General features: G+C 68.1%; 20 protein-coding genes. 9 read left to right on the forward strand and 11 right to left on the reverse strand.

The window, feature by feature from the left end:
• The first annotated feature begins 139 nt into the window (after positions 1-139).
• On the forward strand, positions 140-1,498 hold the full coding sequence (locus GQS65_RS13650; RefSeq protein ID WP_368280171.1) for a TIGR00341 family protein: 1,359 nt from the start codon (positions 140-142) through the stop codon (positions 1,496-1,498).
• On the opposite strand, the gene GQS65_RS13655 is transcribed toward GQS65_RS13650, so the two are convergent.
• Positions 1,486-2,472, reverse strand: a complete 987-nt coding sequence (locus tag GQS65_RS13655; protein ID WP_158205187.1) for an NOG1 family protein — start codon at positions 2,470-2,472, stop codon at positions 1,486-1,488. The two genes, GQS65_RS13650 and GQS65_RS13655, sit on opposite strands and share 13 nt — an antisense overlap.
• Before the next feature lie 116 nt (positions 2,473-2,588).
• On the opposite strand from GQS65_RS13655, the gene GQS65_RS13660 reads away from it, so the two are divergent.
• The 3 genes from GQS65_RS13660 (at position 2,589) to GQS65_RS13670 (ending at position 3,886) form a co-directional block, all read left to right on the forward strand.
• On the forward strand, positions 2,589-2,948 hold the full coding sequence (locus GQS65_RS13660; protein WP_158205188.1) for a DUF5518 domain-containing protein: 360 nt from the start codon (positions 2,589-2,591) through the stop codon (positions 2,946-2,948).
• A 143-nt stretch (positions 2,949-3,091) separates the two neighbouring features.
• Positions 3,092-3,502 (forward strand): DUF5518 domain-containing protein, encoded by a 411-nt coding sequence (locus tag GQS65_RS13665; RefSeq protein WP_158205189.1) that lies wholly within the window; start codon positions 3,092-3,094, stop codon positions 3,500-3,502.
• Positions 3,503-3,568: 66 nt separating this feature from the next.
• Complete coding sequence (locus GQS65_RS13670; protein WP_158205190.1) at positions 3,569-3,886, forward strand: ASCH domain-containing protein; 318 nt, start codon at positions 3,569-3,571, stop codon at positions 3,884-3,886.
• Positions 3,887-3,933: 47 nt separating this feature from the next.
• On the opposite strand, the gene hisE is transcribed toward GQS65_RS13670, so the two are convergent.
• The 4 genes from hisE to GQS65_RS13690 all read right to left on the reverse strand — a co-directional run bounded on the left by hisE (position 3,934) and on the right by GQS65_RS13690 (position 5,633).
• Positions 3,934-4,251, reverse strand: a complete 318-nt coding sequence (gene hisE, locus GQS65_RS13675) for a phosphoribosyl-ATP diphosphatase (protein WP_368280174.1) — start codon at positions 4,249-4,251, stop codon at positions 3,934-3,936.
• Positions 4,248-4,730, reverse strand: a complete 483-nt coding sequence (locus tag GQS65_RS13680; protein WP_158205191.1) for a bifunctional nuclease family protein — start codon at positions 4,728-4,730, stop codon at positions 4,248-4,250. The genes hisE and GQS65_RS13680 overlap by 4 nt, the downstream gene beginning before the upstream one ends.
• Before the next feature lie 60 nt (positions 4,731-4,790).
• Positions 4,791-5,384, reverse strand: coding sequence for a pyridoxal 5'-phosphate synthase glutaminase subunit PdxT (gene pdxT, locus GQS65_RS13685; protein ID WP_158205192.1), 594 nt, complete (start codon positions 5,382-5,384; stop codon positions 4,791-4,793).
• 90 nt (positions 5,385-5,474) lie between these two features.
• Positions 5,475-5,633 (reverse strand): preprotein translocase subunit Sec61beta, encoded by a 159-nt coding sequence (locus GQS65_RS13690; RefSeq protein WP_158205193.1) that lies wholly within the window; start codon positions 5,631-5,633, stop codon positions 5,475-5,477.
• A gap of 160 nt (positions 5,634-5,793) precedes the next feature.
• On the opposite strand from GQS65_RS13690, the gene GQS65_RS13695 reads away from it, so the two are divergent.
• The gene (locus tag GQS65_RS13695; protein ID WP_158205194.1) at positions 5,794-6,063 is read left to right on the forward strand and encodes a thioredoxin family protein; all 270 of its coding nucleotides are present in this window, start codon (positions 5,794-5,796) and stop codon (positions 6,061-6,063) included.
• A 51-nt stretch (positions 6,064-6,114) separates the two neighbouring features.
• On the opposite strand, the gene npdG is transcribed toward GQS65_RS13695, so the two are convergent.
• The 5 genes from npdG to GQS65_RS13720 form a co-directional block, all read right to left on the reverse strand.
• Positions 6,115-6,783: an NADPH-dependent F420 reductase gene (npdG, locus tag GQS65_RS13700; protein ID WP_158205195.1), complete on the reverse strand. Its 669-nt coding sequence runs from the start codon at positions 6,781-6,783 to the stop codon at positions 6,115-6,117.
• A gap of 39 nt (positions 6,784-6,822) precedes the next feature.
• Positions 6,823-7,026, reverse strand: a complete 204-nt coding sequence (locus tag GQS65_RS13705; RefSeq protein WP_158205196.1) for a hypothetical protein — start codon at positions 7,024-7,026, stop codon at positions 6,823-6,825.
• Positions 7,027-7,281: 255 nt separating this feature from the next.
• Positions 7,282-7,674, reverse strand: a complete 393-nt coding sequence (locus tag GQS65_RS13710) for a hypothetical protein (protein WP_158205197.1) — start codon at positions 7,672-7,674, stop codon at positions 7,282-7,284.
• A 39-nt stretch (positions 7,675-7,713) separates the two neighbouring features.
• Positions 7,714-8,577, reverse strand: coding sequence for a TIGR01548 family HAD-type hydrolase (locus tag GQS65_RS13715; protein ID WP_158205198.1), 864 nt, complete (start codon positions 8,575-8,577; stop codon positions 7,714-7,716).
• Between the two features lie 13 nt (positions 8,578-8,590).
• A complete protein-coding gene (locus GQS65_RS13720; RefSeq protein WP_368280177.1) occupies positions 8,591-8,989 on the reverse strand; it encodes a UPF0146 family protein in 399 nt (132 codons plus the stop codon).
• A 179-nt stretch (positions 8,990-9,168) separates the two neighbouring features.
• On the opposite strand from GQS65_RS13720, the gene GQS65_RS13725 reads away from it, so the two are divergent.
• Entirely contained in the window at positions 9,169-9,690 is a 522-nt protein-coding gene (locus tag GQS65_RS13725; protein ID WP_158205199.1) for an archaemetzincin family Zn-dependent metalloprotease, read from the forward strand.
• A gap of 180 nt (positions 9,691-9,870) precedes the next feature.
• Here the strand turns inward: GQS65_RS13725 and GQS65_RS13730 are convergent, their stop codons facing one another.
• Positions 9,871-10,509, reverse strand: a complete 639-nt coding sequence (locus GQS65_RS13730) for a riboflavin synthase (RefSeq protein ID WP_158205200.1) — start codon at positions 10,507-10,509, stop codon at positions 9,871-9,873.
• Positions 10,510-10,694: 185 nt separating this feature from the next.
• Between GQS65_RS13730 and GQS65_RS13735 the strand changes: the two genes are divergently transcribed.
• From GQS65_RS13735 to GQS65_RS13745, 3 genes are all read left to right on the forward strand, one after another.
• Complete coding sequence (locus GQS65_RS13735; protein WP_199268466.1) at positions 10,695-11,249, forward strand: HdeD family acid-resistance protein; 555 nt, start codon at positions 10,695-10,697, stop codon at positions 11,247-11,249.
• 107 nt (positions 11,250-11,356) lie between these two features.
• On the forward strand, positions 11,357-12,652 hold the full coding sequence (locus GQS65_RS13740) for a TIGR00341 family protein (RefSeq protein ID WP_158205201.1): 1,296 nt from the start codon (positions 11,357-11,359) through the stop codon (positions 12,650-12,652).
• A 53-nt stretch (positions 12,653-12,705) separates the two neighbouring features.
• Complete coding sequence (locus GQS65_RS13745) at positions 12,706-12,951, forward strand: DUF7533 family protein (protein ID WP_158205202.1); 246 nt, start codon at positions 12,706-12,708, stop codon at positions 12,949-12,951.
• The last annotated feature ends 44 nt before the right edge of the window (positions 12,952-12,995 follow it).

A 12,995-nucleotide genomic window follows, 5' to 3' on the forward strand; every position in this document is an offset into this window, starting at 1 on the left:
GATTCGATAATATAACGTTTGCCGCTACTATCGAAGCGTCGGCGGGGGACACCGGCGACGACCGCAAGGACCGCACGAGCGGGCACAGTGGCAGGAGCGACCCGTAGCTATAACGCATCGCCGGGAGTCGAACACGAGCGTGCGACTCGTTCAGGTGGGTGTTCCGGAGGGACGGCGGGCGGTGGTGCTCGGCGTGTTGGACGACGAGGACGTCGAGTACGTCGTCAGCGACGAGACGGGCAGCCACGACTACGAGGCCATCGTCGCGTTCCCGCTCCCGACGAACGCCGTCGAGAACGTGCTCGCGTCGCTCCGTGACGTTGGCGTCGACGAGAGCGCCTACACCGTCGTCACGGAGGCCGAGACGGTCGTCTCCCACCGCTTCGACGCGCTCGAAGCGGAGTACGCCGACGCGGGGAACGGCGACCGTATCGCCCGCGAGGAGCTCCGTTCGAAGGCCGAGGGGCTCGCCAGCACGTTCAGCACCTACGTCGTGATGACCGTCGTCAGTGCCGTCATCGCCACGGCCGGCCTCCTGCTCGACTCTCCCGCGACGGTGGTCGGGAGCATGGTCATCGCCCCGCTCATCGGCCCGGCGATGGCGACGGCCGTCGGGACCGTCATCGACGACGAGGAACTGTTCGTCCGTGGGGTGAAGTTCCAGGTGCTCGGCGTCCTGCTGTCGGTCGGTGCGGCCGCCGTCTTCGCGTGGGTGACCCAGTTCACCGGTATCGTCCCGCCGTCGCTCGACCCGACCAGCCTCGGGCAGGTCCGCGAGCGGCTCGCCCCCGACGCGCTGTCGCTCGCCGTCGCCCTCGGTGCGGGCGTGGCCGGCGTCGTCAGCCTCACGACCGGCGTCTCCACGGCGCTGGTCGGCGTCATGATCGCCGTCGCGCTCATCCCGCCGGCGGCGACGGTCGGTATCGCCATCGCGTACGGCCTCCCGAGCGCGGCCATCAGTTCGAGCGTGCTGACGCTCGTCAACCTGCTCTCGATCAACCTGGCGGCGCTCCTCGTGCTCTGGTACAGCGGCTACCGCCCCGAGCGGTTCTTCCAGCGCGACCACGCACGCAGCGCGACGCTGAAGCGACTGGCCGCACTCGGCATCGCCATCGCGCTCCTCTCGGTGTTCCTCGGTGGCGTCACCTACGACAGCTACACCACCGCGACCGACGAGCAGGCGATTCGAGACGCGGTGAGCGGAGTCGTCAACGAGAGTTCGGACGTGACGCTACTGGAGACACAGATCGAACTGGAGAACCGGAACGTGCTGTTCACCGAACCGGAGCGCATCGTCGTCACCATCGGCGCGCCGCCGGGCGACCGACCGCCGGGGCTGGCGAGTCGGGTCGACCGGGCCGTCGACGAGGCCGCCGGCCGGGACGTCGAGGTACAGATTCGCTACGTCGAGGTCGAGACGGCCCGACTCGGGAGAGCCCCGTCGCCGGCAGCGGGAGACGGGCCGTCTCCCGCTCGTCGACTCGCTCAGCCGTCGTAGGGGAGTTCTATCTCGTAGTCGATGGCGGCGACGGCGGCGTCGACCGTCTCGTCGACGCCCTCGCCGGTCTCCGCGCTCAGGTAGCAGTCGGCCTCGACGTCACGCGAGCGGTCGGCCTTCGAGCAGACCGTCAGGACGGGCACGGCCGCGAACTGCGCTTCGAGTTCGTCGCGCAGCGCGAGTTGCGTTTCGAGCGGGTAGCCACACTCCTCGCTCGGGTCGACGAACACGAGGATGGCGTCGGCCGCGTGTTCGACGGCGCTCACGGCCTGTCGCTCGATGCCGTTTCGCTCCTCGGCCGGCCGGTCGAGGAGCCCCGGCGTGTCGACGAGCTGGTACCGGATGTGGTCGCGTTCGACGTGGCCGACGTGGACCTGCGTCGTCGTGAACGGGTAGGAGTCGATGTCGTTGCGGGCGTTCGTCGCCGCGTTGACGAACGTCGACTTCCCGACGTTGGGGTAGCCCGCGATGACGATGGTCGGTTCGTCGGGACGGATGTCGGGGATGTCCCGCAGGACGTCGCGGGCCTCCCCGAGCGCCAGCAGGTCGTCACCGACGGACTCGGTGATGCTGGCGAGACGGGCGAACGCCTGCTTGCGGTGTTTCTTCGCGGTGTCGGGGTCGGTGTTCCGCACCTTCGAGTGGTACTCGTCGCGGATCTTCTCGGCCTGCCGGCCCGCCCACATCACCTGCGAGAGGTGCTTGCGGAGGCCGTCGACGCCGCCGGGGCAGTCGCCGTGGGGTTCGATCATCGCGTCGGCCAAATCGCGGTAGAACGGCGAGACCACGTCGAAGTCGGGCCACGACGTCGTGACGTTCTGGAGGTTGTCCGAGACGATGTTCGACGCCGTCTGAAGCATCGACTGCTGGGCTTCCAGCCCGGATTTCGCGTGGCCCGCTCGGGCCGCCCGCGAGAACGCCTTGTCGATGAGTTCCTCCGCACGCGGCGTGGTGGGGAGGTCTTCGTAGGTCATACCACCCGTATCGGACGCGCGGTGAAAAGCACGTTCCTCCCGTCCTCGGCGTGCCAACGGGACACTCACCGGAGCCGCGCCACCACCCTCATCCGCCTCGGCGACCTACGGCGACCATGGTCAACTGGACAGCGGTCGTCGTCGGCTTCCTCGTCGAGGTGGTCGTCGGTACGATCGGTCTCGCCGTGCCGGTGCTGGGACAGCTCACCGCGGCTCTCCTCGGGGGGGTCGTCGCGGGCTACATGGTCGGCGGGAGCCTCGGCAACGGCGCGTGGCACGGCCTGCTCGCCGGTGCGTTCGGTGGCCTCGTCATCGCGCTCGTCGTGGGCGTTCTCGGGAGCGTCGCGCTCTCGGTCGGCGTCGGCCCGCCCGGCTTCCTCGCCGGACTCGGGGCGACGGCGCTGTTCGTCGCGTTCTGGCTGCTCGTCTCGGTCCCGAGCGCCGTCGGCGGTGTCGTCGGTGCGGCGGTGGCCTGAACTGCCGGCACGACCCTCCCGAACCCGCCGGAGGTGCGAACGACCCGAGAGTGGCAAAATCACCGTTCAGAGGCGATAGTTCCGGAAAATCAGGTAAGCACGCGACATCGTTTATCTCCTCTGCTAACCACCTAGCAGACGTTATGGTAGAGACTAACTGGCGTGCGGTGGGCGTCGGCTTCGTCGTCATCGCCGTCCTCGGCATCGTCGGCGCGTACGTGGAACAGCTCGCGGTGTTCGGCACCGTCCTCGGGAGCATCGTCGGCGGGTTCACCGCGGGCTACTTCGCCCGGATGGGCACCGGTAACGGCGCGTGGAACGGCCTGCTCGCGGGCGCTATCGGGGCGCTCGTCCTCGTCGCCGTCCTCGTGGTGCTGGGACTGGCGGTTTCGGTCGTCGAACTCTCGCTCGGCGGCGTGTTCGCAACCGTCGGTATCGCGCTCGCGGCGGTCATGCTAGCGCTGTTCGCCGCGATTCCCGCGGCCATCGGCGGCGCTATCGGCGGTATGATGACCCGCGAGGACCGCGTCGAGAGCGGCCGTCCGGCGGCCTGATTCGCCCTTTTTCCGACCGCCTGCGACGACCAGTAGCTGTTTGCACGTTCCGCGTCTCCCTGCAGTATGGCACGCATCGACTCGGAGACGCTGTTACCGAACGACCACGTCGAACAGCTCGCGCTCTCGGGAGAGGTCACCCAGATACACCGCGGGAACCCCTACGCCGAGGCGGGCGACACGTTCGACGTCGACGGGACCACCTTCGAGGTGGTGGAGGTGACCCACCGGACGCTCGGAGACCTGACCGACGAGGACGCACGCGCGGAGGGCTCCGAGGACGTAGACGCGTACAGAGAACGCCTCGAACACGCCCACAGCGACGGGTTCGAGTGGGACGACGACGCCGACGTGGTGAGACACCGCTTCGAGCGCCGGGACTGAGCGCCGGGGTGGGGAGACGACCGTCGGGCGACGGCGAACCGGGTCGTTCAGCGGCGTTCGGCGAGTTCCGCCCGCAGGTCGTCGAGCGTCATCCCCTTCATCGAGAGCAACACGAGCAGGTGGTAGACGACGTCCGCGGCCTCGTGAGCCAACTCCTCGTGGTCGTCGTCTTTCGCCGCGAGGATGACCTCCGTGGTCTCCTCGCCCAGCTTTTCGAGGACGAGGTTCTCGCCTTTCTCGTCGGTGAACAGCGTCGTCGTGTAGGAGTCGGCGGGGAGCGTCTCCTTGCGGTCCTCGATGACCGCGAACAGGTCGTCCAGCACGTCGGCGTCCGTGGCGTCCGCGTCGGCGGCCTCCTCGCTCACAGGTAGTACTCTCCCTCCTCCTCGGCGTCCATCTCGGCGCGGATGACGTCCCGGATGTCGTCGAGTTCGGCGTAGCGATCCGGGTCGTCGCTCGCCCGCTCGAACACCTCGGGAGCGACCGTGACCGGACAGTTCGTCCGGGAGGCCAGCGCCAGCGCGTCGCTCGGGCGGGCGTCGACGGTGACGTCGTTCCGGGGCGTGTTGAGGTGGAGGTCCGCGAGGAACGTCCCCTCGTCGAGGTGTGCGACGTGGACCCGGTCGACCCGGCAACCCAACTCCTCGACGACGTCGAGGAGCAGGTCGTGTGTCAGCGGACGACCGAAGTCCGCGGCGTCCATCCCGCGGGCGATGCTCGTCGCCTCCTCGAAGCCGACGAAGATGGGAAGGACATCGGTCTCCCCTTCGACGTCGAGGAGGACGACCGGCGCGGGACCGCGTTCCGTGCCGGCGACCCGCACCGACTCGATGGCTGCCTTCATGTCCGAGACTCGGAGACGGTGACGGATAACACTGCTCACTCTCGACCCGGGCGTGCTGGGTTACGCCAGCACCGACTCGAAGAACGCCAGGTCGTGGACGCGTGGGTCGTTGGTCAGTTCGGGGTGGAACGAGGTGGCGACGACCGACCCCTGCCGGACGGCGACCGGCCGGTCGTCCCACGAGGCCAGCACCGTCACCGCCTCGTCGACCTCGTCGATGACCGGAGCGCGGATGAACACCGCCGGGAACGGTTCGTCGAGGCCCTCGACGTCGAGCGGGGCCTCGAAGGAGTCGACCTGCCGACCGAACGCGTTGCGGTCGACGGTGACGTCCAGTACGTCGAGCGTCGCCACACGGTCGTCTTTGGCGTCGGTCGAGGCGACGATGAGACCCGCACACGTCGCCAACAGGGGCTTGCCGGCGGCGACGTGGTCGCGTATCTCCTCGTCGATTCCGTCGGCAGCGAGATGCCGGGAGATGGTCGTCGACTCGCCACCGGGCAACAGGAGGACGTCGCACTCCGGGACGACACCGGCCGTCCGAATCTCGCGGACCTCGGCGGGGTCGTCGTGAGCGGCGGCGGCCCGACGGATGGCGTCGGCGTGTTCCGAGACGTCGCCCTGGACCGCGACGACGCCGGCTACGAGGGTCATGTTCGACACAAGGTGCGTTCCGGGCAAAAGCTTCGCGGGACGCGTCGCTCCGCGACCAATCGGGGAATCGGGAGGACGCGTGGTCGGGGGTTACGCGACGGCCGAGAGGACCATCACGAGGAGGCCGAACATCGCACCGAACGCGACGACCGTCTTCGGGTCGATACGTGGCGCGTTGCGGTCCTCGGAGTCGAAGTACCGGACCAGTCCGGCACTGGACATCAGTCCGCCGCTGTTGCTTCCGCTCATACCGCAGGCTGAGCGACGCGCCCTCCTAAACGTTTCGTCACCGTAACGAGCCTCGGCCCGCGGACGCGACGCCACGACCCGCACTCAGCGGGGCAGTTGGCGCGAGATTCGCCCACAGTGGAAACTCTTATTCGGAACCGACGGCAATTTCATGCTACAGATGACGGTGACTCTCAAGGACTTCTACGCCGACTGGTGTGGCCCGTGTAAGACCCAGGACCCCATCCTGGAGGACATTCAGGAGGACTGGGGCGACCGCTTCCAGGTCGAGAAGGTGAACGTCGACGAGGAACAGGACGTCGCCAACGAGTACCAGGTCCGTTCGCTCCCGACGCTCATCGTCGAGAACGACGACGGCGTCGTCGAGCGCTTCGTCGGCGTCACCCAGCGCGAGGACATCGAGGGCGCGCTCGAATCGGCCGGCGCGTAACGACGGTTCGCTCCTTCGAGTCGACGGCAGGCACGGAGCGTCGCGTGCTCGCTACCTGAACTGCACGCCCAGGTCGTGCATCCCGTCGTTGTTCGACGCGACGTTGATGAGCAACGGCGTCAGCGCCTCCACCTCGCTCGCGTTGGCGAGGCCACCGACGTCGAGCGCTCTGAGCCCCTCGATCTCCTCGGTCAGCATCGAGACGATGTCCTTCGCGTCGGGGTCGTCGCCGAAGACGAGGACGTCCCAGTCGAGGTCGGCGTCCAGATTAGCGAGTTTCCCGGCCGCGAGGTTGTGGAACGCACCGACGAGCGAGACGTCGTCGGGGGCGGCCCCGGCGGCCAGCGCGGCGACGCTCCCGGCGCTCGGGGCGTTGTAGTGGAACCCGTCGTCGTCGCGTCTCATCCCGACGGCGGGCGTCACGAGCACGTCGTCACTGTCGAGGCGGTCGGCGATGGCCTCGACGGTGTCGACGAGGTGGTAGGCCGGGACGGCGAGCACGACGACGTCGGCGCGGTCGGCCGCCATCGCGTTGTCGAACCCCTGTATCGTGCAGTCGACGCCACGGCTCGACAGTTCGGTCTCGTACTCTTCGGCCTTCTCGCGGGCGCGGTCGGGGTCCCGAGAGCCGACGAGCACCTCGTGGTCGGTGTGGTACGCCCACCGGAGCGCGAGTCCCTCGCCGACGTCACCCGTGCCGCCACAGAGCGCGATTCGCATGGTCGACCCTCGCACGTGCGGCGATTAAGCGTTGTGTGCTCAGGCGTCCGACGAGCCACGAACGGTGTGGCGGAGAACGGTCGCACCGCCGAAGTACGCCAGCCACGACGCGACGGCGAACCCGACGACGATGACGAGCGCAGAGACCAGTGGAGCGGTCCCCGGCGTCTCGAACAGGTCGAGGAGGGGTCGAACGGTCCAACCACCGAGCAGGCCCACGCGAGAAACGACCCCCAGAACCACCACGCGCTGTTCTCGGTCGGGTGCGCACCGAGTCGGCCCCAGCCGCCACGGGTGAGCCAGAAGGCGACGACGAGTGCGAGGCCCGTCGCGGGGAGAAGGTAGTAGAGCTGTGTGTACGGGTCGGGCGGACCCAGATGCACCGCGAGTGCCTGTGCGAGCGCGACCGACCCCGCGGCAGTCCAGCAGTACGAGCGGAGGGACGACCGAGTCACGAGCAGAGATGTCTCCCTCCGGGCGTGAACGTTTCGCCGAGCCTCAGCGACCGACCGACCGCTGGAGCGTCACGGCTCCGCCGCGATACGCCAGCCACGTCCCGAGCGTGGTGGCCACCCCGTAGCCGACGAGACGGACCACGGTTCCGGTCGGGTCGGTGAGCGGCCGAGCGAGGACGCCGGCGAGGACGGCGACGACGAACCACGACGCGCCGAACACTCTGAGGGAGTACGGCGTCGTCCGAAGACCGAGTCGGCTCCAACCGCCACCGCGTGCCAGCCACGCGGTGAGGAGCGTGGCGAAGACGAGCGCCGGAAGCAGGTAGTAGAGCTGTGTCACCGCGTCCGGTGGGGCGAGCGCCGTCGCGGCGGCCGCGAGCGAGAACGGCGGCAGGGCGGCGTGTGCGAGGCTCGGCGGTCCGTCGTCGTCGGCCATGGCTCGTCGTTCGCTCGGCGTGGCAAAACTCGCCCGGTGTCACTCCAGCAGGTCGGGCAGGTCGTCGACCGTCCCGACGACGGCGTCGGCCTCGACGCGCTCGAACGCCTCACGACCCGATTCGCCGGTCAGGCCACCCGTGAGGACGCCGACACCGAAGTACGTCCGGTCGTCGACCTCGCGGGCGTTGTGGACCGTCTCGACGTCGTCGAGGGTGTCGCCAGCGAACGCGAGACGCTCGGCGTCGAGACGCCCGGCGAGGCCGACGAGACCCTCCGGGTCGGGTTTCCCGGCGACCGGCGAGTCCATCGTCACGACGTGCTCGTCGGGGAGTTCGAGGCCGACACGGTCGAGCGCGATTGCGGCCTCCCGTTCGGGGCGCCCCGTGACGACGCCGACGGCGTAACGCTCGGTCAGCGTCTCGACGGTCCCGGACGAGGCGAGTACCGTCTCGTCGTGGACGAACCCCTCCGTCTCGACTGCGGGGTCGTCGCCTTCCAACTCGCGGTACAGGTCGCTCCCGAGGTACAACTGCTGGAACGTGTCGGTCAGCGCGTCGGGGTCCCACGCCGCGTGGACCCGCTCGCGGGCGTCGGGGTCGAGCGCGTCGGCGACGACGGTGTGGGCACCGTCCAGTCCGCCACCGCTGGCCGCGATAGCCTCGGTGAACCGCTCCAGCGAGTAGTCGTACCCCTCGCGGGACGCGAGGAGGTAGAGCGCGGCGGCGTGGGTCAACTCCCAGTCGTCGTTGAACCCCCCGGCGTTCTTGAACGACTGGACGCCCTCGCGGTCGATGGTCTCGCCGTAGGTTCGGTCGAGGGTTTCGACGATGGCGCGCCGGTAGGAGTTCGCCACGTCGACCAACACGCCGTCGATGTCGAGAACGATGGTGTCGACTTGCATAGGGTAGGGAGGGTCAGGGGAGCGGGGACCGACGAGCGCGAAACAGCGTCTCACCGGGCAGTGTCTCGGGAATCGTCGGAACCGACGGCCCGTCACCGCCGAGCGTCGTGAACAGGAAGGCCGCGTCGACGCGCCGCGCGAGGTCCCAGGCCGGACGGTGGAGCTCCGGCGGTAGGTTCAACGCGTAGATGACGTCGGCGTCGCGGTACACCGACTCGTCCGGGTCGGTCACGTCGTCGCGAACGAACCGGACCCCGTCGGGAACCGGCCGGTCGTGGACGTCGGTGGCGGTCACCGACGCTCGCTCGGCGAGCGCCGCCGCCACGTCGGAGCGATTCCCGACTCCGACCTCGACGAGGCGCTCGTACCGAGCGAGGCGGTCGACGAGCGCGTCACGGGTGGCCGGTCTCACAGACGATACCACTGCGACGCCACTACTTCAGTCGTCCGATGGCTCCCGGTCGGTCCGGGTCACTGCACTCCGGCGACGCGCGGAGACGCCCGTGTCGTGTGGGTTCGGGGCCGTCAGAATCTGATACGTCACGCCCGCGCGTCGGGAGGCTTATAGCCGGGCACTCCATACCCGATTCCATGCACGTTGACATCGTGCCGGTCGGTGACGTCCCCGCCGTCGTCAAACGCGAGGCGTCCTCCGGGCTCCGGTCGGTCTACGATTGCGATGTCACCGTCCACGCCGCCCAGCCCGTGCCGGACACGTCGTACGACCCCAACCGTGGGCAGTACCGGGCCGAGGAGTTCATCGAACTGGCTGGTCGCATCGGGGACGGAGACAAGAACATCGCCATCACGCCGAACGACCTGTTCTACCGACGACGCAACTACGTCTTCGGGCTGGCGTATCTGGACGGCGCGGGCAGCGTCATCTCGACGTACCGACTTCAGACCTCCTCGGACGGCGGGTTCGCACAGAAGTCCGCCGGCGAGGTGTTCTCCGACCGCGTCCGCAAGGAGGTCGTCCACGAGATCGGTCACACGCTCGGGCTGGAACACTGCGACAACAAGCGCTGTGTGATGAACTTCTCGCCGACCGTGCGCGAAGTCGACATGAAAGAGCAGAACCTCTGTGGCACCTGCTCGCGGCTCGTCCACTAAGACCGTTTTCTTCGTCGAGTATCCTCGCTCATCCCTTCGGGATTCGCTGCGGGTACCGCTCCTCGAAAACCCTCTACGAAAAAGGCCGCTCGCTCGTTCGCCGCTTCGCGGCTCACTCGCTCGCGGTACAGCAACCTCGTACTACCGCACAGCACCGCCCCGCAGCAGCACCGTAGACCGCTACTGCTCGGCGAACCGTTCGGCGTAGGCGCTCTGTGGGTCCTCGGTCTCGGTGCTCAGGACGCGCTCGACGTACTTCGCCAGCACGTCGACTTCGAGGTGGACCGGGTCGCCCACCTGCTTCTCCGAGAGCGTCGTGAGGTCGTACGTCGCGGGGATGATCGCCACCTCGAAGCCGTCGTCGTCGAGGGAAGCGACGGTCAGCGAGATGCCGTCGACGGTGATAGAGCCCTTCTCGACGACGTACTTCTCGAGACTCTCGGGCAGTGAGAAGCCAAAGCGCCAGTCGTCGCCCTCGCGGTCGACACTGGTGACGGTGGCGGTACCGTCGACGTGTCCCTGGACGACGTGGCCGTCGAAGCGACCGTCGGCGGCCATCGCCCGTTCGAGGTTCACTTCGTCACCGACGGCGACGCTCCCCAGATACGTTCGGTCGACCGTCTCGCGGGCGAGGAACACCGAGAACGTGCCGGCGTCGTGGTCGGTCGACTCGACGGTGAGACACGTGCCGCTGACACTGACCGACTGGCCGTGTGTGAGGTCGGCCGCGAACGAACTGGCGACGGTGAGGCGACGCCCGCCCTCGTCGGTCTCCGTGGCGACGACTTCCGCGGTCTCCTCGACGATTCCCGTGAACATACCCGTGGTAGGCGACACCGCGTGCAAAACGTTCCGCTTCGTCGGCGGTAATCGGCAACATAATCTGGGAAGTGCCCACGACGAGAGAGTCCCGGCGACCGCCGACATCGGTTATGTTCGTTGACATCCCACGTACTGCTGGTGCATACTTCGTGAGTGCAACGACCCCAGAAACCGACCGAACGATGACGAACTCGACTCCGTTCGGTTCCGGGCGGACGATGGTGGCGACGGGAGTCGTCGTGAGCCTCCTCGGACTGCTCGCCATCGTCTTCCCGTTCGTGACCGGCGTGTCCATCTCGGTACTGCTCGGCGCGCTCCTCGTCGTGGGCGCGCTGTTCCACGTCGCCCACGCGTTCAGCGCCGGTGGCGTCGGTGGCTTCGCGTTGCAGGTCGTTCTCGCGGCCGTCTACGCCATCGGCGGCATCGCGCTACTCGCCAACCCGGTGCTCGGACTCGTCGGCCTGACCCTGCTGCTCGTCGGGTACTTCGTCGCCGACGGCGTCGTCGAGATACTGCTCGGTGTCAGACTCCGCGGCGAGGCCGGCGGCACGTGGTTCGTCGTCAGCGGCGTCCTCTCGCTGCTCGTCGCCGGCCTGCTGTGGATCGGCTTCCCGAGCACAGCCGTCTGGGCCGTCGGCCTCCTGTTCGGTATCAACCTCCTCTCGTCGGGCATCGCTCTGGTGTTCGTCGGGCGACGGGGCACCCGAACCGACACCGAACGGGCGACCGCAGTCTGAGACCGACGAGCGTTCTTTTTCCGCCGACCGGCCACGAGCGGCCGCCATCGCATCGCTACCGACCGTCCGCGAGTGAGGCTTATCCACACACATGACATACGAGCGCCATGCGACTCGTCCAAGTCCTCATCCCGAACGGGACCCGAGGAGCGGTCCTCGACGTGCTCGACGGGGAAGGCATCGACTACGCGGTCTGGGAGGAGACCGGTCGCGGCGACTTCGAGGCGCTCCTCTCCTTTCCCATCCCGGAGAGCGGCGTCGAACCGATCCTCGAAGAACTCGAGGTGGCGGGTCTCAACGAGAACGCCTACACCATCGTCATGGCGACGGAGACGGTCATCTCTCAGCGTGCGAGCAGACTGGAGAAGCGCTACAGTGGGCTACGAATCTCCCGAGAGGAACTCGTCGCTCGGGCCGAGGACCTCGCTCCGGCAGGTTCGACGTACGTCGCCTTCCTCGTTCTGAGTACCATCATCGCCACCGCCGGACTCCTCCTCGACTCCGCGGCGACCATCATCGGCGCGATGGTCGTCGCCCCGCTGATGGGACCGGCCATCACCGCGAGCGTCGGGACCGTCCTCGGTAACGAACGACTCGCCTCGCGGGGGGTGACGTTCCAGGTCGCCGGCCTCGCGCTGGCCATCGCCGTCGGCGCAGTGATGGGGTGGCTCCTGAAGGACACGTTCTTGCTCCCGCCGGAACTCGACATCCGCGACATCCCACAGGTCGCCGAACGCACCAGTCCGACGTTCCTCTCGCTGTTCCTCGCACTCGGGTCGGGTATCGCCGGGGCCATCAGCGTGATGCGCAACGCCGGGTCGGCGCTCGTCGGCGTCGCCATCGCCGTCGCGCTCATCCCGCCCGCCGCCACCGCGGGCCTCGGCATCGCGTGGGGGTTCGACGGTGTCGCCCTGGCCGCCGGGACGCTCGTCCTCGTCAACCTGCTGGCCATCAACCTCTCGGCGCTCGTCCTGTTCTACCTCGCGGGCTACCGACCCGTCGACGACCCGTCGTTCGACCAGCGTGCCATCCGGCGGAACGTCCTCAGACGCCTCGGCGGTATCGTCGCCGGGATGCTCCTCCTCTCGGTGGTCCTCGGCGCGGTCACCGTCGGCGAGTTCCTCACCAACGACGTCGAACTCACGCTCCAGTCCGAGGCACAGGCGATGCTCGACGAACCGGAGTACGAGGGGCTGAACTACGAGGGCACCACGACGGAGTTCGACTTCGTGAAGTACGCGACCGACGGGAGCTACGAGATGGAGATACTCGTCGGCGTCGAGGAGGGAGCGACCGTCCCGCCGGACCTCGCCCAGCGTATCGACGACCGACTGACCGAGGCGGCGGGCATCGACGACCTCAGCGTCCGTGTCGGGTTCCTCGACGAGCAGGTCTCGGACTGACCTGCGACGCCGACTCCGCGACGTTTTTCCCCGCCACCGTCGTTCGCCGTGACATGGCTCGCGGTATCATCGGCACCGTCCAACTCGTCGTCACCCTCGTGTTCGCCATCCCCGTCGGACTGTTCGGCGTCACGAAACTCGTCGCCGGCGACGTACTGTTCGGTGGCGTCGTCCTCGCCGTCGCCGTCGGGATGGTGCTCGTCGAGGAGTACCTGACGACACCACAGGACGTGCCGAGCATGGCCGCCGAGAAGGTCGTCGGGTCCGTCGTCGAGGACCCGGACGCCGACGAGGAGTAGCGCGGTTCGGACCGAGCGAAGCGAGGGAGAACCGCGCACGGAAC

Origin of the sequence: Halomarina oriensis (assembly GCF_009791395.1) — an archaeon.
Lineage (GTDB): Archaea > Halobacteriota > Halobacteria > Halobacteriales > Haloarculaceae > Halomarina > Halomarina oriensis.

Bases quoted from the DNA above. Each gene is read 5' to 3' on its own strand.
- GQS65_RS13690 (WP_158205193.1), bottom strand. From the start codon at position 5,633: ATGAGCGGAAGCAACAGCGGCGGACTGATGTCCAGTGCCGGACTGGTC.
- GQS65_RS13680 (WP_158205191.1), bottom strand. From the start codon at position 4,730: ATGAAGGCAGCCATCGAGTCGGTGCGGGTCGCCGGCACGGAACGCGGT.
- GQS65_RS13670 (WP_158205190.1), top strand. From the start codon at position 3,569: ATGGCACGCATCGACTCGGAGACGCTGTTACCGAACGACCACGTCGAA.
- GQS65_RS13710 (WP_158205197.1), bottom strand. From the start codon at position 7,674: ATGGCCGACGACGACGGACCGCCGAGCCTCGCACACGCCGCCCTGCCG.
- GQS65_RS13655 (WP_158205187.1), bottom strand. From the start codon at position 2,472: ATGACCTACGAAGACCTCCCCACCACGCCGCGTGCGGAGGAACTCATC.
- GQS65_RS13660 (WP_158205188.1), top strand. From the start codon at position 2,589: ATGGTCAACTGGACAGCGGTCGTCGTCGGCTTCCTCGTCGAGGTGGTC.
- GQS65_RS13735 (WP_199268466.1), top strand. From the start codon at position 10,695: ATGACGAACTCGACTCCGTTCGGTTCCGGGCGGACGATGGTGGCGACG.
- GQS65_RS13665 (WP_158205189.1), top strand. From the start codon at position 3,092: ATGGTAGAGACTAACTGGCGTGCGGTGGGCGTCGGCTTCGTCGTCATC.
- GQS65_RS13740 (WP_158205201.1), top strand. From the start codon at position 11,357: ATGCGACTCGTCCAAGTCCTCATCCCGAACGGGACCCGAGGAGCGGTC.
- GQS65_RS13695 (WP_158205194.1), top strand. From the start codon at position 5,794: ATGACGGTGACTCTCAAGGACTTCTACGCCGACTGGTGTGGCCCGTGT.
- npdG (WP_158205195.1), bottom strand. From the start codon at position 6,783: ATGCGAATCGCGCTCTGTGGCGGCACGGGTGACGTCGGCGAGGGACTC.
- GQS65_RS13745 (WP_158205202.1), top strand. From the start codon at position 12,706: ATGGCTCGCGGTATCATCGGCACCGTCCAACTCGTCGTCACCCTCGTG.
- GQS65_RS13730 (WP_158205200.1), bottom strand. From the start codon at position 10,509: ATGTTCACGGGAATCGTCGAGGAGACCGCGGAAGTCGTCGCCACGGAG.
- pdxT (WP_158205192.1), bottom strand. From the start codon at position 5,384: ATGACCCTCGTAGCCGGCGTCGTCGCGGTCCAGGGCGACGTCTCGGAA.
- GQS65_RS13725 (WP_158205199.1), top strand. From the start codon at position 9,169: ATGCACGTTGACATCGTGCCGGTCGGTGACGTCCCCGCCGTCGTCAAA.
- GQS65_RS13715 (WP_158205198.1), bottom strand. From the start codon at position 8,577: ATGCAAGTCGACACCATCGTTCTCGACATCGACGGCGTGTTGGTCGAC.